Origin of the sequence: Bdellovibrio bacteriovorus, from assembly GCF_001592745.1 — a bacterium.
Lineage (GTDB): Bacteria > Bdellovibrionota > Bdellovibrionia > Bdellovibrionales > Bdellovibrionaceae > Bdellovibrio > Bdellovibrio bacteriovorus_B.
In genome coordinates this window covers 1,060,181-1,083,914 of record NZ_LUKD01000001.1, presented here as the reverse complement: position 1 = coordinate 1,083,914, position 23,734 = coordinate 1,060,181, and the positions used below count along the sequence as shown (strand labels likewise).

At 45.5% G+C, this 23,734-nt stretch carries 25 protein-coding genes; 16 read left to right on the top strand and 9 right to left on the bottom strand.

Features of this window, described 5'->3' with window-relative positions; genetic code table 11:
• Positions 1-47 precede the first annotated feature (47 nt).
• Positions 48-743, top strand: coding sequence for a hypothetical protein (locus AZI87_RS05115; RefSeq protein WP_063205311.1), 696 nt, complete (start codon positions 48-50; stop codon positions 741-743).
• Here AZI87_RS05115 and AZI87_RS05110 read toward each other — a convergent pair.
• Complete coding sequence (locus AZI87_RS05110) at positions 740-1,876, bottom strand: conjugal transfer protein TraF (RefSeq protein WP_063205310.1); 1,137 nt, start codon at positions 1,874-1,876, stop codon at positions 740-742. The two genes, AZI87_RS05115 and AZI87_RS05110, sit on opposite strands and share 4 nt — an antisense overlap.
• A 189-nt stretch (positions 1,877-2,065) precedes the next feature.
• On the opposite strand from AZI87_RS05110, the gene hppD reads away from it, so the two are divergent.
• From hppD to AZI87_RS05090, 4 genes are read left to right on the top strand one after another with little or no spacing between them, the layout of a single operon-like run.
• The gene (hppD, locus tag AZI87_RS05105; protein ID WP_063205309.1) at positions 2,066-3,121 is read left to right on the top strand and encodes a 4-hydroxyphenylpyruvate dioxygenase; all 1,056 of its coding nucleotides are present in this window, start codon (positions 2,066-2,068) and stop codon (positions 3,119-3,121) included.
• Positions 3,122-3,130: 9 nt separating this feature from the next.
• A complete protein-coding gene (gene ribD / locus AZI87_RS05100) occupies positions 3,131-4,318 on the top strand; it encodes a bifunctional diaminohydroxyphosphoribosylaminopyrimidine deaminase/5-amino-6-(5-phosphoribosylamino)uracil reductase RibD (protein ID WP_063205308.1) in 1,188 nt (395 codons plus the stop codon).
• The gene (locus AZI87_RS18455) at positions 4,315-4,689 is read left to right on the top strand and encodes a PspC domain-containing protein (RefSeq protein WP_081112134.1); all 375 of its coding nucleotides are present in this window, start codon (positions 4,315-4,317) and stop codon (positions 4,687-4,689) included. Before ribD ends, AZI87_RS18455 begins: the two co-directional genes overlap by 4 nt.
• Before the next feature lie 42 nt (positions 4,690-4,731).
• A complete protein-coding gene (locus AZI87_RS05090) occupies positions 4,732-5,139 on the top strand; it encodes a hypothetical protein (RefSeq protein WP_063205307.1) in 408 nt (135 codons plus the stop codon).
• Here the strand turns inward: AZI87_RS05090 and AZI87_RS05085 are convergent.
• The 3 genes from AZI87_RS05085 to rfaD are packed head-to-tail and all read right to left on the bottom strand — an operon-like array spanning position 5,136 to position 8,653.
• A complete protein-coding gene (locus tag AZI87_RS05085; RefSeq protein WP_253696479.1) occupies positions 5,136-5,933 on the bottom strand; it encodes an RNA methyltransferase in 798 nt (265 codons plus the stop codon). The two genes, AZI87_RS05090 and AZI87_RS05085, sit on opposite strands and share 4 nt — an antisense overlap.
• The gene (locus AZI87_RS05080) at positions 5,933-7,675 is read right to left on the bottom strand and encodes an aromatic amino acid hydroxylase (protein WP_063205306.1); all 1,743 of its coding nucleotides are present in this window, start codon (positions 7,673-7,675) and stop codon (positions 5,933-5,935) included. The genes AZI87_RS05085 and AZI87_RS05080 overlap by 1 nt, the downstream gene beginning before the upstream one ends.
• 9 nt (positions 7,676-7,684) lie before the next feature.
• The gene (gene rfaD, locus AZI87_RS05075) at positions 7,685-8,653 is read right to left on the bottom strand and encodes an ADP-glyceromanno-heptose 6-epimerase (RefSeq protein ID WP_063205305.1); all 969 of its coding nucleotides are present in this window, start codon (positions 8,651-8,653) and stop codon (positions 7,685-7,687) included.
• A 178-nt stretch (positions 8,654-8,831) separates the two neighbouring features.
• On the opposite strand from rfaD, the gene AZI87_RS05070 reads away from it, so the two are divergent.
• The 3 genes from AZI87_RS05070 (at position 8,832) to AZI87_RS05060 (ending at position 12,004) form a co-directional block, all read left to right on the top strand.
• Positions 8,832-10,382, top strand: a complete 1,551-nt coding sequence (locus tag AZI87_RS05070; RefSeq protein ID WP_253696477.1) for a S41 family peptidase — start codon at positions 8,832-8,834, stop codon at positions 10,380-10,382.
• Entirely contained in the window at positions 10,379-11,020 is a 642-nt protein-coding gene (locus tag AZI87_RS05065; RefSeq protein WP_063205304.1) for an alpha/beta hydrolase, read from the top strand. Before AZI87_RS05070 ends, AZI87_RS05065 begins: the two co-directional genes overlap by 4 nt.
• Positions 11,021-11,257: 237 nt before the next feature.
• The gene (locus AZI87_RS05060) at positions 11,258-12,004 is read left to right on the top strand and encodes a murein L,D-transpeptidase catalytic domain family protein (RefSeq protein ID WP_063205303.1); all 747 of its coding nucleotides are present in this window, start codon (positions 11,258-11,260) and stop codon (positions 12,002-12,004) included.
• Positions 12,005-12,477: 473 nt separating this feature from the next.
• Here the strand turns inward: AZI87_RS05060 and AZI87_RS05055 are convergent, their stop codons facing one another.
• Positions 12,478-12,921, bottom strand: a complete 444-nt coding sequence (locus tag AZI87_RS05055; RefSeq protein WP_063205302.1) for an Lrp/AsnC family transcriptional regulator — start codon at positions 12,919-12,921, stop codon at positions 12,478-12,480.
• Positions 12,922-13,007: 86 nt separating this feature from the next.
• Here AZI87_RS05055 and AZI87_RS05050 point away from each other — a divergent pair, with 86 nt between their 5' ends.
• The gene (locus AZI87_RS05050) at positions 13,008-13,253 is read left to right on the top strand and encodes a DUF2917 domain-containing protein (protein WP_172795502.1); all 246 of its coding nucleotides are present in this window, start codon (positions 13,008-13,010) and stop codon (positions 13,251-13,253) included.
• Here the strand turns inward: AZI87_RS05050 and AZI87_RS05045 are convergent.
• Positions 13,246-15,102, bottom strand: coding sequence for a hypothetical protein (locus AZI87_RS05045; RefSeq protein ID WP_063205300.1), 1,857 nt, complete (start codon positions 15,100-15,102; stop codon positions 13,246-13,248). The genes AZI87_RS05050 and AZI87_RS05045 overlap by 8 nt on opposite strands.
• A gap of 125 nt (positions 15,103-15,227) precedes the next feature.
• On the opposite strand from AZI87_RS05045, the gene AZI87_RS05040 reads away from it, so the two are divergent.
• Positions 15,228-15,848, top strand: a complete 621-nt coding sequence (locus AZI87_RS05040; protein ID WP_063205299.1) for a hypothetical protein — start codon at positions 15,228-15,230, stop codon at positions 15,846-15,848.
• Here AZI87_RS05040 and AZI87_RS05035 read toward each other — a convergent pair.
• Both AZI87_RS05035 and AZI87_RS05030 read right to left on the bottom strand, forming a co-directional pair.
• On the bottom strand, positions 15,837-16,925 hold the full coding sequence (locus AZI87_RS05035) for a hypothetical protein (RefSeq protein WP_253696475.1): 1,089 nt from the start codon (positions 16,923-16,925) through the stop codon (positions 15,837-15,839). The two genes, AZI87_RS05040 and AZI87_RS05035, sit on opposite strands and share 12 nt — an antisense overlap.
• A 79-nt stretch (positions 16,926-17,004) precedes the next feature.
• Positions 17,005-17,532 (bottom strand): peroxiredoxin, encoded by a 528-nt coding sequence (locus tag AZI87_RS05030; RefSeq protein WP_081110862.1) that lies wholly within the window; start codon positions 17,530-17,532, stop codon positions 17,005-17,007.
• Positions 17,533-17,599: 67 nt separating this feature from the next.
• Here AZI87_RS05030 and AZI87_RS05025 point away from each other — a divergent pair, with 67 nt between their 5' ends.
• Together AZI87_RS05025 and AZI87_RS05020 are read left to right on the top strand one after the other, a co-directional pair.
• Entirely contained in the window at positions 17,600-18,370 is a 771-nt protein-coding gene (locus AZI87_RS05025; protein ID WP_253696472.1) for an exodeoxyribonuclease III, read from the top strand.
• Between the two features lie 54 nt (positions 18,371-18,424).
• Positions 18,425-18,997, top strand: coding sequence for an FxsA family protein (locus AZI87_RS05020; RefSeq protein WP_253696470.1), 573 nt, complete (start codon positions 18,425-18,427; stop codon positions 18,995-18,997).
• 54 nt (positions 18,998-19,051) lie between these two features.
• Here the strand turns inward: AZI87_RS05020 and AZI87_RS05015 are convergent, their stop codons facing one another.
• Complete coding sequence (locus AZI87_RS05015) at positions 19,052-20,335, bottom strand: penicillin-binding transpeptidase domain-containing protein (RefSeq protein ID WP_063205295.1); 1,284 nt, start codon at positions 20,333-20,335, stop codon at positions 19,052-19,054.
• A gap of 137 nt (positions 20,336-20,472) precedes the next feature.
• On the opposite strand from AZI87_RS05015, the gene AZI87_RS05010 reads away from it, so the two are divergent.
• The 4 genes from AZI87_RS05010 (at position 20,473) to AZI87_RS04995 (ending at position 23,729) form a co-directional block, all read left to right on the top strand.
• Positions 20,473-21,081 (top strand): TetR/AcrR family transcriptional regulator, encoded by a 609-nt coding sequence (locus AZI87_RS05010; protein ID WP_063205294.1) that lies wholly within the window; start codon positions 20,473-20,475, stop codon positions 21,079-21,081.
• Positions 21,082-21,174: 93 nt separating this feature from the next.
• Positions 21,175-21,519 carry a hypothetical protein gene (locus AZI87_RS05005; protein ID WP_063205293.1) on the top strand — a complete coding sequence of 115 codons (345 nt, stop codon included), beginning with the start codon at positions 21,175-21,177 and terminating at the stop codon, positions 21,517-21,519.
• Between the two features lie 432 nt (positions 21,520-21,951).
• On the top strand, positions 21,952-22,323 hold the full coding sequence (locus tag AZI87_RS05000) for a TraR/DksA family transcriptional regulator (RefSeq protein ID WP_063205292.1): 372 nt from the start codon (positions 21,952-21,954) through the stop codon (positions 22,321-22,323).
• A 221-nt stretch (positions 22,324-22,544) separates the two neighbouring features.
• Complete coding sequence (locus AZI87_RS04995; RefSeq protein WP_063205291.1) at positions 22,545-23,729, top strand: hypothetical protein; 1,185 nt, start codon at positions 22,545-22,547, stop codon at positions 23,727-23,729.
• The last annotated feature ends 5 nt before the right edge of the window (positions 23,730-23,734 follow it).

Below are 23,734 nucleotides of genomic sequence, written 5' to 3'. Positions count from 1 at the left end.
GTGCCAGCAACAACATCGTCTTTCAAAATATAAAGATCGAGGTGTTTATGAAGGCGCTCCTTCTTCTATCTTGTTTTCTTTTTATCGCGTGCAGTGAAACCGTATCCGATCGTATCGGAGACGCACAACTTTGTCTGGACAATGCAACTCCAGAACAAGCTCAAGGCTGTATTGCCGACATCGAGTCTGTCGACCGAGCGGATGCGCACGTTTTGAAATGTGCTGCTGGTTTTGTGACCGAGGGTTTTGGCACCGGTGACCGTTTTCGTCGTTCGTTTCGTCAGTTAGAGGACAGTGGCGATGGGACACCCGGACTGTTAGGGTACTTAGCCTTTGCAAGTCAAGGCACCCCGAATTTGAACCGCGCCTTTGCTCTTAAAACAGATATTGCCTGTCAGAAGTCGGAACAAAAAAGCTTGCGATTGTTCGGCTCCTTGGCTTTAGCGGCGACAACCATTGCTGAGCTGGGGGGATTGACTTGGGATGCGCAAACTCCTCCGACGGCGGCAGATATTCGGGCCGCGATCACGACGATGGAAAATTCGGGCAGTGCGAATATTGTATCCGCGATCCAACAGATTGGGACAGCCGTAGTGAACGTCTATAACAGAGCCTGTCGTTCGGGGAATGTGCCGAATAAAAAACTGTGTGAGCAACATCAGAATGCGGTCGCTGAGGGGCAAGGCGATCTGGAACAAACAGGGCGAAAAATTTTAGATAAGTGGAAAAATAATTCGAATTAAAAGGGCACGTTGAGTTTCACCAGATAGATGCGACTGTCATCCGGTGTTTCCAATGTCCCCACGTTCTCTGCGTAAGAGACAAGATCCAACGCAAAGTAGGGAAGTGCTAAAGAATATCCGGCGGTCCAATAGGTTTCGCTCAATCCTAAACGGAATTGATTTTTAATCCAGGTTGAAGGCGTCCAATCTACTTCAACCCCTAAGTGCGATCCTTTTTTCCAATTGAAATTGGGGTGATTCAGATCGCGAAAATCTAAAGCGACTCGTCCCGAAGTTCCGAAACTTGCGGGGAACTCCCACGCAGAGCCGATGTCAAAAACGCGATAAAGCGGTTCCGGATTTTTATCACTGTCCTTGTTGATAAGACCAAAGCTGTTATCAAAACCAAAATTAAAAATGTTCCTTGCGACGAAGGCAAAATTATATATTTGCTCGGACCAGTTTTGAGTCCATAAAACCCCAACATCGGCGTCGATTGTGTAACCCTCCGATAGATCTTCACGCGAGATGTAGTTCTCATTGGCGGCAAGTTCAGTAGCACTCAGAGAACGACTTAGAAAAACGCGATTCACAAATTTCGCCGTCACACCCCAGGAAAGGTTTTCCGAAGCCATTTGTCCGTAGCCCATGGCCAAGCTGGAATCTCCATAGACCGTCGTATTCACGGCGGGGCCAATCTGTTGATGCAGACCTGCTTCAAAAGTCAGATCGGCCGGAATAAATCCAAAGGCCCATTGGGGTTTGGCGTAGATGATTTCAAAAAGTTGAATTCGCGCGGTGTAAGTGTTCCCGTAATTTTCCTGTATGAGATCAATCAGGGCGTCTTGTTTTTCAGTTTCTGTTTCACTGGAGCTTTGAATGTCATTAAGGTCGTTGTAAAAATCCAGCGTGGATGGAGACCCTTGCGCGCTTAAGATTCCTAAGTTCCACGTGTTTTCCGTTCGACGGGCCAGAGCGGCTGGGTTGTAATAAAGTGCAGAGTAATCATTGTTGACTGCGGTGAAGGCATCTCCCATTCCTAAAGCGCGAGGCGATTGATAGAAGTGATGAATCGTGAAAGTCACGCTATCGACGGCGCTGGCGTTGGCACTGGTGAATACTAAAAATAAAGAAAATAGAATATGTTTAGTCATGAATCTATTCTGCGTGTCCAGGTGGATTTGGCGATCAAATCCCTGGGCTGTCGGCGAAATACATGAGGCACTCTGGGGACGACTTGCTGACAGTCAGGGTGTAAGACTTAAGTGATTGATATTCCTTAGTTTCTTCTTGCTTGAAATCAGTGTTAAATAGGGCTACTGTCGGTTTTTTAGGAGGAAGCAATGGCTCAAATTACAGAGCAAAATCCCATCGGCCTTAACGGCGTGGATTTTATTGAGTATTCAGGTCCCGACGCTCACTATTTCGAAACTATCTTCAAACGTTATGCGTTTAAAGAAGTGGGACAAGTTCATGGCAAAAACATCCGCTTATTCCGCCAGGGCGACATCAACTATATTTTGAACTGTGAACCGCAAACTTTCGCAACAGACTTTGCAAAAATGCACGGCCCTTCGATCTGCGCGACAGGTTTCCGCGTTCAAGATGCAGAACACGCTTTCAAGACCGCAGTTGCACGCGGGGGCCGTCCTTACGAGGGCAATGATCACCAAAAGGGCGCGACACCATTCCCAGCTATTTATGGCATTGGTGATTCGTTGATCTATTTCATCGACGAGAAAAACCAGAACAAACTTTACAACGAAATTTTCCAAGTAAAACCGGAAGATAAGTTTCCGGCGGGCGTGGGTTTCACTGTGATTGATCATTTCACCAACAATGTTCCTAAAGGTGAAATGGACAAATGGTGTGACTTCTACACGAAAGTTTTGGCTTTCCGTGAAGCTCGTTACTTCGACATCCGTGGTGCGAAGACGGGTTTGCTTTCAAAAGTAATGCGTTCTCCATGCGGAAAATTCTCAGTCCCTATCAATGAGCCTACAGAGTCCAAATCTCAAATCCAGGAGTACCTGGATGAATACAAGGGTTCTGGCATTCAGCACGTGGCTTTGTTGACGACTGACATTGTTCAAACTTTGGAAAACTTGAAAAACAGTGAAATCCAATTCTTAACTCCACCTCCGCACTCTTACTATGAGATGCTTCCCGCGCGCGTTCCGAACGTGACCGAGGATTTGAATCGCCTTGAAAAGAATGCGATCTTGGTGGACGGAGATGAAAAAGGCTACTTGCTACAAATCTTCACGAAAAACACTTTCGGTCCGATCTTCTATGAAGTGATTGAACGTAAAGGTCATGATGGTTTCGGTGATGGCAACTTCCAAGCGTTGTTCGATGCTATCGAGCGTGATCAACGCGAACGTGGATATTTAACATAGTCAGGATCTATGGAACTTATTAAGCCCCTTTCTATTCCCGCAAAGGGAACCAAGCTTTCACCCGAACAGGCCATGAGACTGGCCATCAGTGAAGCTTACAAAGGGGCGACGCGTGTCAGTCCCAATCCCTTAGTGGGCGCCGTCGTTTTAGATGCTGATGGAGGATTTATTTCCTGCGGGCATCATGAATTTTACGGCGGCCCTCATGCTGAAGTGAATGCTCTGAAAGATCTATCTCCGGAAATTCTAAAAGGGGCTCATGTCTTTGTAACCTTAGAGCCTTGTGCTCATGAAGGTAAAACTCCTTCTTGCGCAAAGATGATGGCGAAGCTTCCTTTAAAAAAAGTGACGTTCGGTTTGATCGATCCGAATCCTTTGGTGGCGGGTCAAGGCGCTGACATTTTAAAAAACGCCGGTATTGAAGCCGAGGTTTTTTCCTCTAAAAACTCTGATGAAGACCAAGAAATCAAAACGCTACTGGAAGAAGTGTGCGAAGCTTTTCTTTGGAATTTCCGCAAGAAAAAAGTTTTTGTGGTTTTGAAGATGGCTTCCAGTATTGACGGTCAAGTGGCTTTAAAGTCCGGTGAAAGTCAGTGGATCACCGGGCCCCAATCGCGCGAGTATGTTCACTATCTGCGTGCTTGTTACGACGCCATTGTCGTAGGTAAAGGCACGATCGACTTTGACAATCCTTCGTTGAATATTCGTCATCCCGAGATCAAAAAGAACAACAAGGTCGTCGTGATCGATGGTGAAGGTGAACTGCTTTACCGCTTCGATGAATTAAAGCTTTCTGAGGTTCACGCTCCAGAGAATATTTTTTGGTGTGTGGCTGAAGAAGCAAAAGAACGCGTGGATAAGACATTGTCGAAGTTAAAGAAGGCTCCGCAAATCGTTTACGTGAAAACGAATGTCGGAGGGGATCTGGATCTTGAAGCTCTGTTGGCTCAGCTTTATACAAAAGGTTTAAGATCGGTGATGGTCGAGGGTGGAGCGATGACAGCAAGTTCGTTCATTAGCTCGGGTTTAGTAAACCGTCTTTATATGTTCCAGGCGCCCATCATCATGGGATCTGGTGGAGCACGCTCTTGGACCGAGACTGTGCGGATTTCCGAAATGAAAAATAAAATTCATATTAAAAACCCTCGTTACCTGACTTTTGGAAACGACTTTATGATTACGGGGACTTTGTCATGACAGTAAATTCAGCGACTCAAAACTACCGTTGGGTTCGCGCCAGTGATGGTGCTTTGGCGGGTGTTTGCAAAGGTCTAGGTACGGCCTTAGGTATTGAAACTTGGATAGTGCGCGTCATTTGGCTTATCGCGATATTGTGGTTTGGTACCGGAATCCTCCTTTATTTGATTTTGGCGGTCTGTTTGCCCCGCGTCGATAAGCTAGACCATGCCCTGGATGGCAAGCTTCTAGGCGTCTGTGCTAGAATAGCCCAGAGATACCGCATCGAAGTCGGGCTGGTCCGAACGGGTTTCGTGGTCATGGCCCTTGTGACTTTTGGTGTGGCGATCTTGGGTTACGGGCTTTGTTACTTTCTTATTCCGAAAGCCTGAACCCGGTAAGTCGCTTTCGAGCGCAGGAGTATTTAATTATATATGGGTGATGACAGTAGTAGGTCGATCGTAAAAGCCCTCAAAAATGAATGGTCTCTTTTCTGGGAAGCCTTCCAAGGTGAAGAGACTCCATCTGACGATTCCTTTAAAACTGGAAAACTGGAAGTTCTGACTTCAGAACAGATTCATGAAATGACGAAAGCTTTGGTCGAGGACCGTAAAAAGCTGAATCAAAAAATGGAAACCGTTTCCAAAGAAATTGATCTTAATTCCGCAAAACTTGAAAGCCTTCGCTTAGTGGGAGCCGAAGATTCTGACACCATTGCCAGAATTAACGAACTTACCGACTTGGGCCAAAGTATGACGACAGCTTTGACGAAGTTAGACCAACAGCTTCGTGTTATTCGTGAGCAGCAAGATCGTCTTCAAGACGACTTGATAACGTCTTAGGCTTTGCCGTCTCTTTTTTGATATTCTTTCCATTCACGAAGCTTGCGAATGCTTTGTTGCAGGACGGTTTCAAGCACGACAAGTTCTTTCTTCGTCGGCGTGTTTTGTAAAAGCATACGGCGAAGAACCGTGAACACGTTGATTTTGCGCTGACGAGTTAAATCAAAACCCATCTCTTGCAACCATGTGTGCAAAGTTTCTTCCGGATTGATGCCCTCAATTCCTTGAGGAGCGCGACGGCTTTTTCCGCCATCAAGTTTTGTGCGTTGTCCGCCCCACATTTTTCTTAAAGAGAACATCCCTAAAAGAGTGGCTTGGGCTAGGTTCAGACTCCAGTTTTCTCCGAATGTAGGTAAGCAGGCACAGAAGTTTGCATGTTCTAGGTCTTCAGCGGCCAGACCCCAGTCTTCAGGGCCAAAGATCAAGTGAATGACGTAAGGTTCATCGCTTTGAACCTGAAATTGAGGAGCATGATCCGCGATATCTGTGAGGACCTCGTCGATATCACGGACTTGGCGTCCTTTTCCGTCGCGGGCCGTGAAGCAGATTTTAATGCTTTCAGGTTCTTTTGCAAAAAACTCGTCCCAAGAAGCATAAGTCGTTCTGTTTTGCAGACCCGTTTGCCCGGTGGCTGCCGCCTGCTGAGCTTCATAAGTAATTTCACAAGCAGGTGCGACTAGTACAAGTTTATCAAAACCCATATTGCTCATCGCGCGCGACGTGGAACCGATGTTTCTTTCATAGATGGTGCGCACTAGAACAATGCGCACTTCAAAGGGACGTTTCAAATTCATTAAAGAGCTCCTGCCAAAGTCAGACCGTCTTGGATCAAACCTTGGGTTTTTTCATCCTTTTTCGCGAGCTTCGCCAAGTCTTCTTCAATTTGCTTTTTCAAAGAAGATTGGGGATCGCGCGCTTGAAGAATTTCTAAAGCTTCTAATAACAAAAGCCAATCCTCCGCAAAAAGACTGCGGTGAGATTGTAAAATTTCCGATAATTCTTCAGTCAATTTTGAGCCCTGCACTTTTTCTTCACGCAGTTTTCTGACGGCGCCATAGTTGCGGTGTCTTGAAAGCTCTTGTTCGGAATAACTTGGAACCGGAACGCGTTTCGCGATGAAGTCGACGGTTTCGCCGTAAGCTTCGCGATCCGCAGGGCCTCCAAAGACCGAGGTCACTGAAGAGCCAATAGCCATGTCGTAAGTGCCCCATTCAGGTGCAAATAAGATGCGGCCATTGAGCTCGGCTTTCGCATTTTCCAGCGTCAAAGTGATGGTTTTGCTATTTTTAATAAGGCGATATTGCACGACACCAGTAACCACTACGCCCGAAGTAAATTCTAGGCGCGCGGTTTTTCCAGATTCCACTTGAAGCTCGGCCCATTCCGCATCTGTAAATGTAGAAGGGCACTTGTTAGGATGAGCTTTCAAAAAGCCAACAGGAGTTCCAAAACCATGCGCATGGTATTTCTTGTCGTGACCGGAAAGTTCTTGGTCCATGTAGCAAAGCTGTGTCGGGCCGCTCAAGCGTAAGTAAGCCAGCTGACCGTTGTTATCCGTGATCGCTTCAACGATCTGACCAGAAATCTGGATGCCTGAATTGAGCTCTGCGGTGTTAACCGAATGAGCTTCGATCGCCTTTTTCAATCCGGCAAGGCCACCCAATCGGAAGGCCATTTGGTCGGCCATGTCGTCTAAAACTTTACTGAGTGTTTTAAAGTCCGGTGTCACAAAAAGTTGGGGCTGGGGTTCCGTGATATCGTAAGTTTGTTTGATACAATCAACGGTCAACGGAATCTTCTTCACTTTTTGGCTCAAGCACCATTTCGATTCGCCGACGCTTGAAAGTAAGCCCGCACCAAAAATTTTTGGATTGTCCAAAGTGCCAATTAAGCCATACTCGGCCGTCCACCAATTCATGCGTGATAGTTCAGAAGCTTCTGAAACATGCGACATGTTTTTGCTGACGATCTCTAGATGTGTTTCTGCGGCCTTGATTTGTTCTGGCGTTGATGCCGGATTTTCTTTGATGTCAGAAAGATCGCGAATGGCTTCATACAGATCAAGATCTTCTTTGCTGATGATCGCCTTTTTTGCGACCTGAGCATACTGACGAAGATATTCTGAAAATTCAGGGTGAATCAAAATCGGTGCATGTCCCGCGGCTTCGTGAACGATATCAGGAGCCGGCGTGTAAAGCAGATGATCCAGAGTGCGCATATCTGAAGCGATCGGAAGGACGCCCAAAGATTGAAGCTCCATAAACGCCGCCGGTGGAATAAACCCACTGACGGGAAGGGCTCTCCAGCCAAATTCTTGCAATTTTGCGCTGACGTCTTCGATGCGCGGAATTTTTTCGATGTCGATGCCGGTTTTTTCTAAACCTTCAACGTAACATTCATGCGCATGCTTTGAAAGAAAGGCCTTCAACTGACGAAGAATATATCTCCAAACCGCTTGATCTACGGGGGTGTACTTTTCGTAGTGTTGTTCAACGACGTATTTTCTTAAGTGCGGCGGTAAAAAGTCTGTCTCCATATTCAGTCCTTAAAGCGAAGGATCGTCTTTTGACAGGTAATTTTGCACATAATCAGCAACGGCTTTCTCAAGCGGCCATTTTGCTGGGCTCATACCGGCAGCCAACCATTTATCTGTTTTTGCTTCAGTGAAATACTGATATTGCCCGCGAATATTTTCTGGCATTTCCAGCCAGTTGATTTTCATTTCTTTTTTCATGGCTGTAAATACAGCGCCAGCTAAATCCAACCAGGTACGAGGTTTACCAAAGCCCATGTTATAAACACCGTTCTTCGGTTTTTTATCCATCAGCTCTGCCATCCATCCTGTCACGTCTTTCACGTAGACAAAGTCGCGCATGAATTCGCCGTCTTTGTATTTAGGATCTGCGGATTTGAACAGGCCTAAGTTGCCGTTAGCTTTAATCTGATTGTAAGCCTTGAAAGCCACACTCGACATCGCCTCTTTGTGGTATTCATTGGGCCCAAAGACGTTAAAGAACTTCAGTCCGTACCAGTGAGGAGGAGTTTTAGTTTGCTTCAATGCCCAGCGATCAAAAAGAACTTTCGACTCGCCGTAAAGATTGAGCGGACGAAGTTTTTCAGGGTCTGTCGTATCGTCAAAGCCCAATTCGCCGGCTCCGTAAGTCGCCGCGCTGGAAGCATAGATCATTGATTTTCCATGTTCCGCGCACCATTCAAAAATTCTTTGTGTGTAGTAAGTGTTGTTTTCCCAAAGAAACTCTTTGTTGGTTTCAGTAGTGGAAGAACACGCGCCCATGTGAATGATCCAAGTGACTTTTTTCTTAGCTTCGTCAGTTTCTAGGAACGGCCAAAGTTCGTCTTTAAGAAGAAACTTCGTGATTTGACGTTTTTTAAGAAGATTGCGTTCGTTCAAACCCACAGAGTCTACGGCGATGATATCCGTAAAGCCTTTTTCGTTGAGTTCCCACACCATCACGCTGCCAATAAAGCCGTTTGCACCAGTTACAATAATCATAGTTTTTCCACCCTATTACAGAGCCGATTTTTTCTCAAGGACAGGGGCCAGTTTTGCGGCCTGTTAGAGGCCTGTTCAACCCAGCAAAAAATACCAAAAAAGTGCCTCAGAATGGAACCAATTCGATCTGAGGCGGCACAGCCGTTGCTCAAGAGTGTCACTAGTCGGGAGGCGATGAGTGCTTAGTTCACCACGTTTTTTCATAGCATCATTGTTAGTATTGGCCGTGGGGGTCAGTCTTTCCTTGTCGCGTACTTCTCATCGCGACACTTCCAAGGTGAAGTCTGTTGAAGACTACTGGGCTGAGACGGGGCTCGGCCCAGAAGCCTTGGAAGACCTTTTACAAGATCAAACCTGCAGCAGTTCAGAGCGTTACTATTTGGCATGTGCCAATGCGGTCTTAACTATCGCAGGTCGCTTCAATTTATCTCTGACCCAAGAGGGGAAGCTGGTATCGGCTGATGATGTGTCCGCTGACATGAGCTCCGAGAAGAAACAGCTGGCTCCTTGGAGAGAATTTTTCTCTAAAGACACTGCCAAAGCGGTGAAAGTTTCTTTTTTTAATGCCTGGAAAGAGCTAGAGAAAAAACATATTTCTGAAAATCAAAAATCCTGGATGGTGGGAATGGGTCTTAACGGCTTCATTTCTGTCTTCCGTGATCCGCATACCTACTTGATGCCGGTTTCTCAGTTTAAAGAAGTTGTTTCTAAAGCGGACAACCGCTCGACTTCGCTTGGAATCACTCTTGGACAATCCGCTTTGGGTTATGTAGTTCGTAAGGTGACCGAAGGCAGTCCAGCAAAATTGGCCGGAGTTGAAAAAGGGGATTTGTTAGTTTCTGTAAATGGAAAAAAAGTTCGTGGCTTGATGCAAGTGCGTGTGTCTGAGCTTTTGAAAGGTGAAGTCGGCGACGTGACTTCCGTTGTTGTTGAGCGCGATGGCGAACGGAAAAAGTTCCGTCTTCGTCGCACAGAAATCACCGTGGCGACAGTTTCCACCCGCGTGATTGACGGTATTAAGCCTATCGCCGTTGTGGGCATCAACAAGTTTGCAAAAGGCGCTTGTGATAAAGTGAAAGAGTCTTTGGAAATCGTTAAAAAGTCCCATGTTCGTGGAATGCTTTTGGATCTCCGTGATAATCCAGGCGGCCAAATGGAAGAAGCGGCCTGTATTGCGAGCCTTTTCGTCGGTGGCGAAAAGAAGATTTTTGAAGTTCGTTACTTAGATCCGACTAAAAAGCCTGAAGAATACTATGGTGGTGAAGAGAAAATGTTCTCGTTGCCGATGGCCATTCTTATCAACGGTTCATCTGCCAGCGCCGCCGAAATCGTGGCTGGTGCTTTGCGTGACTTAAACCGCGCCGTGCTTGTCGGCGAAAAAACTTTCGGTAAAGGCTCATTCCAAGAGGGCGAGTACTGGTCGCAGAACAAGAAAATCGCTTTGTTCGAGACAAAAGGATTTTACTACCTTCCGTCAGGACGTTCTCCGCAAATGAAGGGTTTAGAGCCTGACGTTGCGGTGGACTTCGAAAAGATCTCTGTTTCCAGAGAGTCGGACCAGTTCATGAATCCATTGTTTGCACCTGAAAAACAAGTGCGTTCTTCAATCGCGTATTCTTCCGGAGACTGTTTGGAAATGGAAGAGTTGGGTTCTGGTGATGATGTTCAATTGACGAAAGCGCGCCAAGTTTTATTTTGTTCTCGTTCCGTGGCTAGAGCAGGTTTATGATTTCTACGAATTTATTTAAGCACAAGTTTATCCCCGCGAAAAAGAAGTCGGAATTTTTGATGATCGTCTTACACGGTCGTGGGGACAGCATTCGTCCTTTTTATTCTTTTAATGACGAGCTGAATATACCCGAGATGAATTATCTTCTGCTAAATGCTCCCCGTCGCTTTATGGATGGTTACACCTGGTACGGAGAACCTCCTTTTCAAAGCAACGGTGTCTTAAAAATCCGTGAGAAGCTTTTTGATCTTCTGAACGATTTAGAAAACCAAGGCTGGGATCCAAAAAAGATTTTCCTGTTTGGATTTTCACAAGGCTGTTTGATCAGTGCTGACGTGGGTTTGAATTATCCTAAGAAGCTTGCCGGCGTTGTGGGCATCAGTGGTTACTTCAACTTCTATCCTCGCTGGCGTTCGAATTTATCTATGGAAGCGCGACACACGCCTTGGCTATTTACTCACGGCCATCAAGACGACATTCTTCCTTTAGAAGAAACAAAGTATGGCGTTGAAAAATTAAAAGACGCTGGACTGAAAGTCGATTGGGTCGAAATGGACAAAGATCATTCCCTTCAAGATGAAGAATACCCCATTATTCGCAAATGGGTGCGAGAACAGCTTTCTGAACTAAAAAAGTAATTTTAAAACGGCGAGAATCCTCGCCGTTTTCTTTGTCGAATCTGAATATCCTTTAAATGCTTACCCCGAACCTGAGTTTGTTCACGAACTTAGGACTTGCTATATCAAATGCATTCTCAAATTTCTTTGGGATGAACGTCTTAAATTTCTTTTTTCCGTAACGATAATTGCCGTTTTGTAAGGTCGTTTATGTAGGATCTCACAAAACACACAACGCCAATTTTTCACGGAGGAAGAATGACGAAAAAAACATTACTAAGCTCACTTGTGTTGACTGCTTACCTAGGACTAGCTGCTTGTGCAGGAAACAGTGAAGACTTAAGTTCCACGGAGACGTTGCAAGACGACGCGACCCAAGAGCAAGTATTTGACTCTACGGCTCAGACAGAAAACCCAGAAGCAGCCAATATGGTTGAAGAGAATGCGGTAGCAACAAGTACTAAATCTGCGATCTTAAAAGAGTACGATTACGTGGATCCAAATAGAGCTATCAATACGGATGCTCTAGCAAAAGCTTTGATTTATTTCGATTCGAATAAATCAAAAATCAAAAACAAGAACTATGTAACTGTGATCGACTTCGGTGCAAAATCCACAAAAGCTCGCTTCCATATTATTGATATGAAAACGGGTAAAGTATGGAGCATCCACGTAGCTCACGGTAAAGGTTCTGATTCTAACCACGACGGTTATGCAGAGAAGTTCAGTAACAAGTCGGGTTCTAAAGCGAGCTCTTTGGGTTACTACCTTACAGGCAGCACTTACAACGGAAGCAACGGTTTGTCTTTAAGACTTGATGGTCTTTCTTCGACAAACTCGAATGCGCGCGGTCGTGCAGTTGTTATCCATGGTGCAAGCTATGTGAAAGAAAAATCAGTGATTCAAGGTCGTAGCTGGGGTTGCCCTGCGGTTGCGAGCTCACTGAAAACTAAAGTTATTAATATGTTGAAAAATGGTACTTTGATCTACGCTTACGCGAACTAATTGTTTCGATATCAAAGCCCCTCAAAACCCACACGTGTCCTTCTGGAAATCCCCGCGTGTGGGTTTCCTTTTTCTTCCCTCGTCGTTTCAGACGGGGGATTTGCTTTTCGAAGAAGTCTTAGAGTGTTTACCGCTTCGGCGGGCACGCCTTCCAGGCTCGGTCGCCGCCGAGGCTTTGCCTCGGTTCGCGCCATCGTGGCGCCGGCTAAGGCCCTTCTTCGGGTAAGCACTCTAAGACTTCTTCGAAAAGCAAATCTTCGTTAACTTCTGAGGGGAGAACTGCGGAAGTTTTGTTTTTGTTGCCGTGGGCTTTTTTGGGGGGAGATTTTTTTTGGAGTTAGAAATGCAAAAGCGAATCTTTGCTTTCGCCAGATTCGCTTTTGGTGGATCTCCTGTCCGTTTAACAACAGGAGGTGTCCGATGCGTAAACACACTTATTTACGTGTTCGGCGTTTTCTTGAGATTGCTAAAGGCTAGGCTTGGAGGCCTCTTTCGAAGTGGGTTTCTAGGACTACTACTGTGATCGTTCGGTCTACGCCTTCTATGCTTCTGATTTCGTCTATGAGTTTTGAGAGTTCGTTGGTGGATTGGGTTCTTAGTTTTATGTAGATGCAATCTTCGCCGGCGACGCCGTGGCATTCTTCTATTTGTTTTATTTTTTTGAAGTGGTGGGCGATGGAGGCAGACGTGCCTTTGCTTTTTGCGATTCTTACGAAGGCGCAGAGGCTGGCTCCTAAGGGTTCTGGCTCCATGTCGATGGTGTATCTTTTAATGATGCCGTTGGTTTCCATTTTCTTGACTCGGGCGTGGACGGCGGGGGCGGAGAGGTTTACTTTTTTGCCTATTTCGGCGTACTGAAGTCGGGCGTCCTCTTTCAATAAACTTAATATTTTTCTGTCGACATCATCTAGAGTCATGGGTCCCCCTGGGGTCTGGCTGAATGCCATTCGTTTGTTTAAGGATAGCACCTATTTGCGATCTTTATCTAATGATATTCAGTATAATGGCTTATATGGTTTATCAGATTAAGATTCAAAAAGGCGAGCTATGGAATCCAGCGAAGGCTTTTGTACCAGATGCGTACAAGGTCCTAGCGGGGAAGGCTTGGGTGACTATGGAAGGATCTATCGAAGACTATATCATTGGCGAAGGGGAGTTATTGCCTTTGCCTCGGGCGGGGACTTTGATTGAAGCCCTCACCGATGAACTTGTCGTTGAGGGCGTGTCTTTAAAAAAGAATTCTAGATAGACTCGGCGTTTTCTTCGACGAGGCTTAAGAGTTTTGCGTAAAGATCCATTTTCACGGCTGGTGTGCTTTGTAGATCTTTATAGAAACGGCTGGTGTTCACTTCTGGCAAACCGTTGTTTTCAAAAACCAGACGATCGACGATCTTTTGGATTTGATCCATCGGCAGACCTTTTTTCTTTTCCGTGATGATCTCTTCCACCATTTCAATCAAGGCGTTTCCAGTGATGCGTTTGTCAGAGTTTAGTTTCTCTGCGCGTTCACTGATGCCTTTGATAATTGTTTCGGGCTTTTGTTTTCCAGCGGCGGCGACAACTAAAGCGCGGTAAGCCATCTGGAATTTTTCAATGTGGCGCTGTTGTTTTTCACCCATGCGCGCATCGCGAGCTTTAGCAAAACTAGAAAGAATAATCTTAAAGAAGTTTCCGTCCGTCATCCAACGTTTCTCAAACGGCACAGGGCTTTCTTGAAGGAATTTTGGATACTCTTTTAAAATCGCACGCATGTTGAACAGAGCTGGATGGTTGACTCCGTCAGCGACCTTTTCGGTCGAGCCACTGATCTTAGCGCGCTCAAAGAACGTGAATTCTTTATCGAATTTTTCGAAAAGATTTTTCTGCGCAAATATATTGTTTCTTTGTGTTTCGTTAAAGCCCATGCGGTACAAAATACGCTCTGCACGCTTTTGATCGAAAGTTTTATTAAATTTTAAAACTTCAGGGTGACGAGCGAAGTCACGCAAAGGTCTTTTCTTTTTCGTCTTCAAATAGTCCACCATCTGGGCAAACACTTGCACAATCAGGCGGGCTTTTTGTTTTTGTTCATTCAGATTTGTTGAAAATCTTTCGACGTCATCATAGCGATATTTGTCGTGACGAATGCCAAACTGACGAACGCTTCCGTAGTCGATGATTCCAGCGTCGGCAAGAACATTGTCTCCGTCCCAATCTAACCAGGCAAAGACATAGTCGATATCCATTTGCGCGGTGAACTCTCCGAAGGCTTTAGATACGCAGCTTAAAAGAGCGTCGTATTTATTGGGACCTTTTGTAGGAATATTCCAGGCTTTGTTAGAAACTTGGCGTTCAATTAAATAGTCAGTGGCGGATTTCAGTGTTTCGTATTTCTCTTGCTTCAAATAAAGGAACAGATGCGCAGGGCGAATCAGATTTTGCGCGGCTCTGACACCGATGCCATAGCCTTTTCCAAGATCAATCACGCAAAGAACGCGTTCGGTGCGAAGACCTTGAAGATGCATAACTTCGGCAAGGATCGAAGCTCCAAGAAGCTCATCGATTTCCGCTAAACCGCAGCCATAGCCGAACTCTGTGCCACCTGTTTTTAAGGGCTTCGCTGCTTCGACAGCTCCAGGAGCTAGGCAAGTAACGCCGGTGCCACGGCTAGAGACATCCCACGTTGTCCCACGATGATAAACCGTGCCGTTCCAGATGCCGCGACCGTCACCAGAAGTTTTACCTTGTTTGTTAGCGTGCTGAAGTTGAAGGTAGCGAGTGGCCATGTGGCGATGAGGGCGAACGGTTTCAGGATCAATGCGGCGCTGGGTGAGTTCGTCGTATTCGTTGATGATTTGAATCGAGAAAGTTTCGATCAGTTTATTTTCCAAATCTTCTGTCATCTGCAGAGGATGATCTGGAGAAATCAGGCCCATTTCTTTTGCTAATATAAAGTTGAAGTAAGCAACTTTGCCGGTGCGAAGTTCGCGAACGCGGTAAGCAACGTAACCATCTTCAACGGACTCCATCCAAGGATGCACGCCATTGAGTTGGTCGAAAGATGAATAAAAGTTTGTCGATTCCTTCTGTTTTCGAGCGCCGCTTAATTTCATCGTCATGTTACTTCCACACTCCTTGTAGAAAAATGAGACACTCTTTATATCGGCAGAACACGACTGCACTTTAATATTAAGCCTTAAAAACTTTCTGCCGAATACTGGACTAGACATAAAAAGGGGACCTCTTGAAAACATCTGGCTTTCTGCTACTAGTGCTTCTTTCGACAAGCTCCTTCGCGGTGAAAAACGCAGATGTGGGTCGCTTGCTGCAACCGCAATTCTTCGCAGCACCGGCCTGCGAAGAGCGTCCTGAGTTCTTAAATGAAATGCGCGCTGACTTTGTGGGAACTCTTGCGCGTCTTCCAGAAACCTTGTTGGTCGCACGAGACGCCGAGTTTTATGTAGAAGGCCAAGGACAAGAAACCAAGCTTTATGGCTATCAGTCTTTCTTAAAGGGGCAATCGTCAGAGCCCTCTGTTCTTTGCGGGAATTCAAAAGCAGAGGAGCGTCGTCGCTTTGCTTTATTTGCTCCGACACTTATTGATACCTACAAGAAACCGAAAGTAGGCCAAAGTCTGTGGCAGTTTCAGATGATGACCGATGGGTCCAAGTTTTCTTTTTGGAATTTAAAAAGCCCGTCGTTTCCGCAGAAAGAACAGCTTGAGGCCTGGATTCAAAGTGCAGGAGCGCAGTACAAAATCTATCAACGTGCCCATAATGAGTACGAATTGTTGTTAGTTAAAAAAGATGGAGAGACAACTCAGTATCTTTCGATCCGCTATGATGCAGTGAAATCACTTAAATAACACTGTCGCAAAGCCACCATAAGGTGTGCGCAAGTTCGTGACTTGTCCCTGATAGATGCGGGCAAGCACAAGTTGCAAGCGGCCTTGATAAGCATAACAGCGTAAATCAAATTTAAACTTCTGAGGACCATCAGGAGTTTCAAAAGTCATTTCCGGAGCCGGCACAAACTCTTGTGCGATCATGTCTTGGTCAAGAATATCTTGAAAGGCCTTGTTGCTGATCGATGAACCCTTGTAAGAGAGCTTTGAGCCAAAGGCGTTCTTTGGTTTAAAGAATAATTTCTTTCTTTCCGCCCAAATCTGTTCAGACAATTCCGGTTTTAAATCATAAGAAAACGGCACGGTCTGACGGATCAAAGCGGCCTGTTCCGAATCCACGCCCAGATTCTCAAGAAAGTTCGGCTGCATCCAATCAATCATGCGCTGCTTATCTGCCAAAAGCAGATACTCATAAGGATTTGGAGAAAGGCAGACCTCACGATTCAGAAATTTTTCGCGCAATGCTTGGCTGGTTGGTGCCGTTAAAAAGAAGTCTGTGTATCGATTGTAAATAAATTCGGGATGAAAGTCTTGGAAGAGCTCACGGTAATCCATGATGCGCGAATCCCAACCAAGAGATTTATAAAGTTCATTGTAAACCAAGAACTCAACATACAAGCGCTGTTCGGAAGGCGCTTCATCAATGATCGCGATCTTAAGATTTTGCGAAGGCGATTTTCCTTGTAACGCAAGCTCTTCACGAATGTTGGCGCCCATCTCCAGCGGAGAAAAATCAGCGACCGGAAGAGGATGCCCTTTCATACGATACATCTCGTATCCCAAAATCTGAAAGGCCGCATTGGTATTCACTTCAATCAATTTTAAGTTCTGATTTTCATCTAAGTGAAAATCATAGCTCATCATGATGGATTTATTTCCAGGGTCTTTCAGACCTTTTTCTTCGATCAGCTTTTTATAGTGACCAAGGTAGGATTTGCTTTCACGCAAAGAAAAAAGAGCGGCGACAATATCTTGGGCCTGCTTCAATACCGAAGGTGGCAACTCGACAGCAAAAGGGGAAATCAGATTCTCAGACACAATATCCTCCAGCTGCTTCTGTTGAAGCGCCGGATAAGATGCTTTTAACTGCTGAATAAAATCTGATTTCAAGCTCATATTACTTCAATGGGGAAATGTGCATGTCACCTTTTTTCCAACCAGCTTGGCAAAGCTCACCGGATTGGCAACCTTGTAGGACGCGCAGGATTTCTTTAGCGTCACGACCGACAGAAGTATTGTGAATGCTCATGTATTGAATCTTTTGGTCTGGATCGATGATGAAAGTTCCGCGTGTGGCAATACCGCGATCTTCAAATAGCACACCATAATCACGTGCAATGCGTTTAGTTAGGTCCGCAAGAAGAGGATAACCCAAATTTCCTAAGTCATCGCGCAACCAACGCTTATGAGAGTGAACAGAGTCCACGCTGCAACCCATAACAACGGCGCCCGCAGCGTCAAACTCGCGAAGATGCTCACGGAATTGAGTTAATTCCGTTGGACAAACAAATGTGAAGTCCAAAGGATAGAAGAAAAGAATGACCCATTTTCCCTTGTAATCGTTCAAAGAAATATCTTTCACTTCGCCAGAATCAAATACGGCTTGCGCGGTGAAGTGGGGTGCGGGTTGGTTAATCATTGGCATAGACACTGTCTCCTTGCATCTGCTATTTATAGTTGCTCCCTCTAGGGCGGAAACTCAAGGAGAAACTGTGAAAATCGTCTCTTGGAATGTGAATGGAATTAGAGCCTGCTATAAGAAAGGCCTGATGGATTTTGTGAATGCAGAAAAGCCGGATATTTTTTGCGTGCAAGAAACGAAAGCTCACATTGATCAGGTGGAAATCGAAACAAGAAAATTAGGATGGGAATATTCTTTTTGGTCTTCAGCGACGAAAAAAGGGTATTCCGGCGTGGCAACCTTTGTGCACCAAGATCCGCAAGCGGTGCAGTTTCATTTCGACAGTATTCCCGAGTACGAAGCGGAAGGTCGCATCGTCATGTCGGATCATGGAGCGTTTGATCTTTACAATATTTATTTTCCAAATGGTGGTTCTGGTGAAGAACGCCACGGTTTTAAACAAAAATTCTTGAAGGATCTCAATATCCATCTGAAAGAGAAAATGAAAACGGGACGACAAGTCGTTGTCGTTGGTGATTACAACGTCGCTCATGACAATATCGACGTGCACGATCCGGTTCGCCTTTCGAAAGTCAGTGGATTTTTGCCTGAAGAAAGAGCGTGGTTTGACTCATTCTTAGAGTTGGGCTTCATCGACACTTTCCGTTATTTCAAACCAAGCGAAGCAAAGCGTTACTCATGGTGGGATATGCGCACTTTTGGCCGCGTTTCTAACAAAGGCTGGCGGATTGACTATATCTGCATCTCAAAAGGCCTTGAGAAATATCTGGCTTCAGCAGATATTCTCGACCAAGTTCAAGGCTCTGACCACTGTCCGGTCGTAGCCACTTTGGACCTTTAGGTACCTGCTTCCCTTTGTGTGGAAAAGGTACCAGGTGTCTTTTTCTAAGGAGTCATGATGTTCTTTATTCCTTTTCCCTTAGTGATTGCAGAAATCGTGATCTTCTTTGTTGGAGTTCGTCACTGGGGCTTCTTAAATACTTTGGGCCTTTATCTTCTTCCATGTTTGCTGGGGCTTTTCATTGTTTCAACAGTCGGTCGCATGGCCTTGATGACTTTGCAGACAACGGTGATGCGCGGACAGCTGCCGGCTTCTAAGATTCTGCATTCGGGTGCGATCTTTCTTTCCGGATTGTTATTCCTAGTGCCCTCTTTTTTCACTCGCGTTCTTGGTTTGATTTTGTTCTTGCCCGGGCTTCGCCACTTAGCTGTGTGGAGATTTAAACTCTACATGGCAAAACAAGTCGCTAAAGGCATGAGTGGCTTTGCTGGAGGGTTTTCGAAAGGGCCTTTTGGTTTCGGAAACGCAGGAATGGATTTTCGTTATTATGAATTCAGAAACGATGGTCAGGGTTTTCGCAGAACCGACGGCTCAGCTCCTCAAAACGAGCGCGAGGTGAATGAAGCGAATGTACTTGATGTCACTCCGATTAAAATCACTCACGAAGAAAAGAAGAAAGAAGAATAAAAAAAGGCACCTCGAGGGTGCCTTTTTATTTTTTCTTTAAAAGAACCTGGTACCTTATTTTGCGGAAGAGATCACACGGCCTTTTTGATTCGACACGATCGGGCCGAAGTATTTGCGGAACATGCTTTGTCCCAAATGCGCCGATTTCACTGTCCAGAATTTTTTGTTCACAGTAATTGCCGCTACGGCGATTTTTCTTTCGTCATCCAGAGCGTAACCCACGAACCAATCCACGCGGCCACGAGGATTGTCGCCAGTTAAGTGACCTGTTTTACCGCCCATCTCAATTTCACGGAATTTGCGGTCTCTAACAATGGGACGGAATGAACGGCGAGACGTCCCTGCAACAACTGTTTGTTCCATCAACTGACGTACTTTCGCAGCAGACTCTTTCGTCATGATGGTTCCGTTAGTCAAAGTCGAACCTTGGTAAAGGGCACTGCCTTTTTCATCTTCGATAGAATTAAAAAGATAAGGAACAACAACTTGACCGCCATTAGCCACTGCGGCTGCGATCATGGCGCCTTGAACAGGGCTCATGCGGTTTGTTTTATTGTAACCTGAAGCCACTTCCGCAAGCTCAAAGCCTTTGCCTGGTGGAACATAAGCCACACCCATATCGACGGGGAAGTCGGCAGGAATTTCTTGATTGAACATATAGCGGTTGGCGTATTCGTTCAAATCTTCAGGGTGAAGATTTTCGATACTCAAGCGGCCGAAGGCTGTGTTGATAGAGCGCGCGAAGGCATCCTTCAACGAAATTACATTCGTCCAACGAGTCACTTTGTCAGAAAGAACATTCTTTTTATAAAGCGTGTAAGCTCCGCCATTGTAACGGATTTTATGTTCAGGATTTACGCCTGCTTTATCAACGGCGGCCGTCGCCGTTACGACTTTGAAAACAGAGGCTGCAGGAAATGTCGCTTGCAAATTAAGGTTGGGAGCCGAAGGGTTGTCGCGCTGAAAGCTCGACATTGCTAGAACTTCGCCTGTCATAGCGTCGATCATAAAGATCGCGCCGTAGTCTGGTTTGTAAGACTTCAAAAGACGATCCGCCTCTTTCTGCAAACCCTCATCAATCGTGTAAGCCAGTTTTACTGATTGGCCTTCGCCATCCCAGTTGATATCTAACTTTTCAGGGAATTGATTGGAGCGAATTTTTTCTCCCACCACTTTGGCGATGTGAGTTCGTTGTTCCAGTTGAGTTTGAATCTTTTTAAGAGCGGGGGCTTCTTGGCTTTCTGAAGACGTGAAGCCCATAAGAGAATACAAAGCGAAGAGGCTTGCTCCAGAAAAGGCGAATAGTTTTAACAACTTATATTTGTTTTTTGCGCGCATTATTTAATCGTAGCATCAACTTTTAATTGGTTACAAGGCCAATCTCAGAAGAAGACACGGGAAAGCCTCATCCGGAGCCTATTTCAAGGCTGTTCTTACGTGACTCTCAAGCAGACTTGGACTAAAGACTTAGAGACATGAAGACCAAAGAACGCATCCTCCTTACTTCCATCGAACTCTTCAACCGCAGCGGCGTCGTGGCGATCACGACAAATCACATCGCAAAAGCGATGGAAATCAGTCCCGGAAATCTGTATTTCCACTATGACAATAAAGAGGAAATTCTCGTTGAACTTTTTAAGCGCATGGCGAAGGAAACCTATGATGTTTGGCGTCCTCGTCGCACGAAAAAAGTAAGTCCTTTGGAATTCATCAATGAAAATTTCGAGCTTTACTGGCGCTATCGCTTCTTCCACCGCGAGATGTATGCCCTTCGTCGCAAAGACCAGCAGTTGGCAAAAATGTGGAGAAACCATATCCAAAAAATGATGAAGCTGATGGTGATCCTTTACCGCCAATGGGTGAAGGATGGCAAAATGGCGAAGATCGAGCAATTGTCTGAAATGCAGTATATTGCGGAATCCTTATTAGCCATGGCGACGACATTCTTGCAGTTCTTCGAATCTGCGGAAAAGCAGCCGGGAAAACGCAGTATCGATCGCGGTCGCCGTCACGTGGCTCGCCTTCTTTTGCCTTACACTTCTGGCGAAACAAAGGACGAGTTTGAAAAATTTCTCAAGTCCTAGCCAAAAATGTCACCTGAGAGCGAATTAAACGGCTTTTTAGGTGGCAGACTCGTTGCTTTAGTTGCAGATCACAACTGACCGAAAGGCAACGACATGAAAACCATCGCTACATTCTTCACTGTGATTCTTTTCACTTCTGGTTCATTTGCCGCTTCGAACTGTGCGCAGCTTAAGGAAGAACTTAAAGCCCTTCAGACGGCGCAACAGCAGATCATGCTCAGTCTGGTTAACAATCACGAAACATTCGCATCATCCATGGAAGAGTATTCTTCCGTTGTTGCATCGGCAAAGGGGTCCTCAGTGAATGCCGTTACTGCACAAATGGATGAGTCCGCTCAGGCCTTCCGCACTCGCGGAGTACAGGGTAAAAAAATGGCTGTTAAGTTGAACGCCGCGACCGGGGATCTTCTGGCGCGTGTAGCTTCTTGTTTGAAATAACGGCTTAAAGATATTCTCTCGGGGGAGAGAGTCTTTATTTTGAAAGGCGATCTGAGGAAGGTCGCCTTTCTTTTTTGTTTTCTCCATTCACCTAAAATCACTTCCCGTGTGTCCTAACATGAGACTTTAGAGCCTGTTTGCGGGCTGCGAGTTTTCTTTTTAGGAGGTTTGCACTAAACTATAACGCGCTGCGAATGCTGATGGCTCTAATCAAAAACAGGATTGAAATTGTAAGATCCTGACGTGGGAACACGATTTTTGAGGACTTCGGATCGGCGCATCCATGGCTACATTTAAATATTCATTAAGATTTTCATGGATTTGTTTAATTTTAAGTTAATGTAAGATTTTTTAGTTGCAAAATTTACAAGGGTAGAACTTAATAGGTCAGTTCCAAATTGGCACTTAAGCTGGAAGGAACAGGGGGGCAATATGGCTATCTCTGAAAAGCTAGTCTTAGAATGTAGACAAAAGCTTTTGCAAACGAAGCAAGACATCCTGAACAGGGTTAAAGAAGCTCGTTTGAACTTGGACCAGAACGAAGAAAAAGGCGGCGATGAGGGCGACCAAACTGTCCGCGTACTTGCTGAACAAGAATTCTTGAGCATGCACGAAAGACTTCGTTCCCAATTGATGGAAATCGAAAGCGCTTTGGCGCGTATCGAGGGCGGTTCATTCGGTTACTGTGAAGAAACCGAAGAAGAAATCGAACCAGAACGCTTGCGCGCGATTCCTTGGACTCGCTTGAGCATCGAAGGTGCTGAAATTCGCGAATCCATGAATAAGCGTTACGCTCGCGGTTAGTTCTTCGCGCGTACTTTAAAATAGATTTATCTCGAGGGGATATAAGGGGGAGTGCTATGCGCTTCCCCTTTGTTTTTTTGTCATTGTCTCTCTACACATGTCGTTTGTGTTCTCTCTTTTGCTTCTCGTGATTAGAAGCAGTTCAAATGAAAATGAATTGAAAGCTTGGTGGAGGAAGTTCACCGTGCCCTAACGAATATTATTTTTGGAAAGGGCATAACATGAGCTTGGACCTACTTAAGACAAAAGGCAGACCGTTGGCAAAACAAGGGTTTACCTGGAAAGACCTTGTTCGCAAACCCATTAGTAAATTGGACTGTGATGCATTCACACGAGTGCGCGTGATTCTTATGAACGGGATTGAAGAAGAAGCCATGCGCTTTTCTCACTCTTGTGCACGCATGAATCAGGATTTGCAAAAAGATCTGGCCATGCTTCGTCGGGTAGAGCAGCACCAGCACACCATGATCAATTGGTTGATTCCTGCGGATCATTCCCCTTTGGAGACAACGATCGCCTATGAACAAGTCGCTATTGAAGTTACGGCCGCGTTAGCGCAAGTAGAGCCTGATCCTTATATTGCGCAAAGTTTTCGCTTCGGCCTTTTAGAAGACTTCGATCATATGTATCGGTACTCGGCTTTGTTGGATCGTTTAGAGGGCAAAGACTCTAACAACATTCTGCAAAGTTACACCGATGTTCATCCCGGCCGCCCGACGATTATTCAGCATCGTCATCCGCATGATGATTTGCGGACCCCTTACGATAAAAACAATGCTTCGCCGATCACGAAGCTGAATGCTTTAACTTTGGTTTCGGGAGAGCAGCAAACCCACAACTATTATATGAATATTGGCCCTCTGTTCACCGATCCGGTGGCTCGACTTCTTTATGCGGAGATTGCCTCGATCGAAGAACAACACGTCACTCACTATGAGTCTTTGATCGATCCCGAAGAGACGTGGATGGAAAAGTGGCTCATGCACGAAGCCAATGAAGTTTATAATTACTATAGCTGCGTGCAAACCGAAGATGATCCTCGCTTAAAAGAAATTTGGGAACGTTTTTTGGATTACGAATTAGGTCATTTAAATCACGTGATGGAACTCTTTAAAAAATATGAAAACAGAGATCCGGCAGAGATTCTTCCTGAAACTTTACCAACACCAATTTCTTATAAAAGTCAGCGACAGTTTGTAATGGACACTTTACGAGCGGAAGTGGATCTGCGCACGGACGGACCAAACTATGTCGAGAAATCTCAAGAGTCTGAAAAATCCAAACGCTATCGCGATACTTTGAATTCAGAGGGCTCTCCGACGGAAATCATCACGCAGGGTTATATCTGGCAACCGGGTGGTGAGCTGAACAATCAACAAGTTCGTAATTCCATTTATCCTCAGTAGGAGTC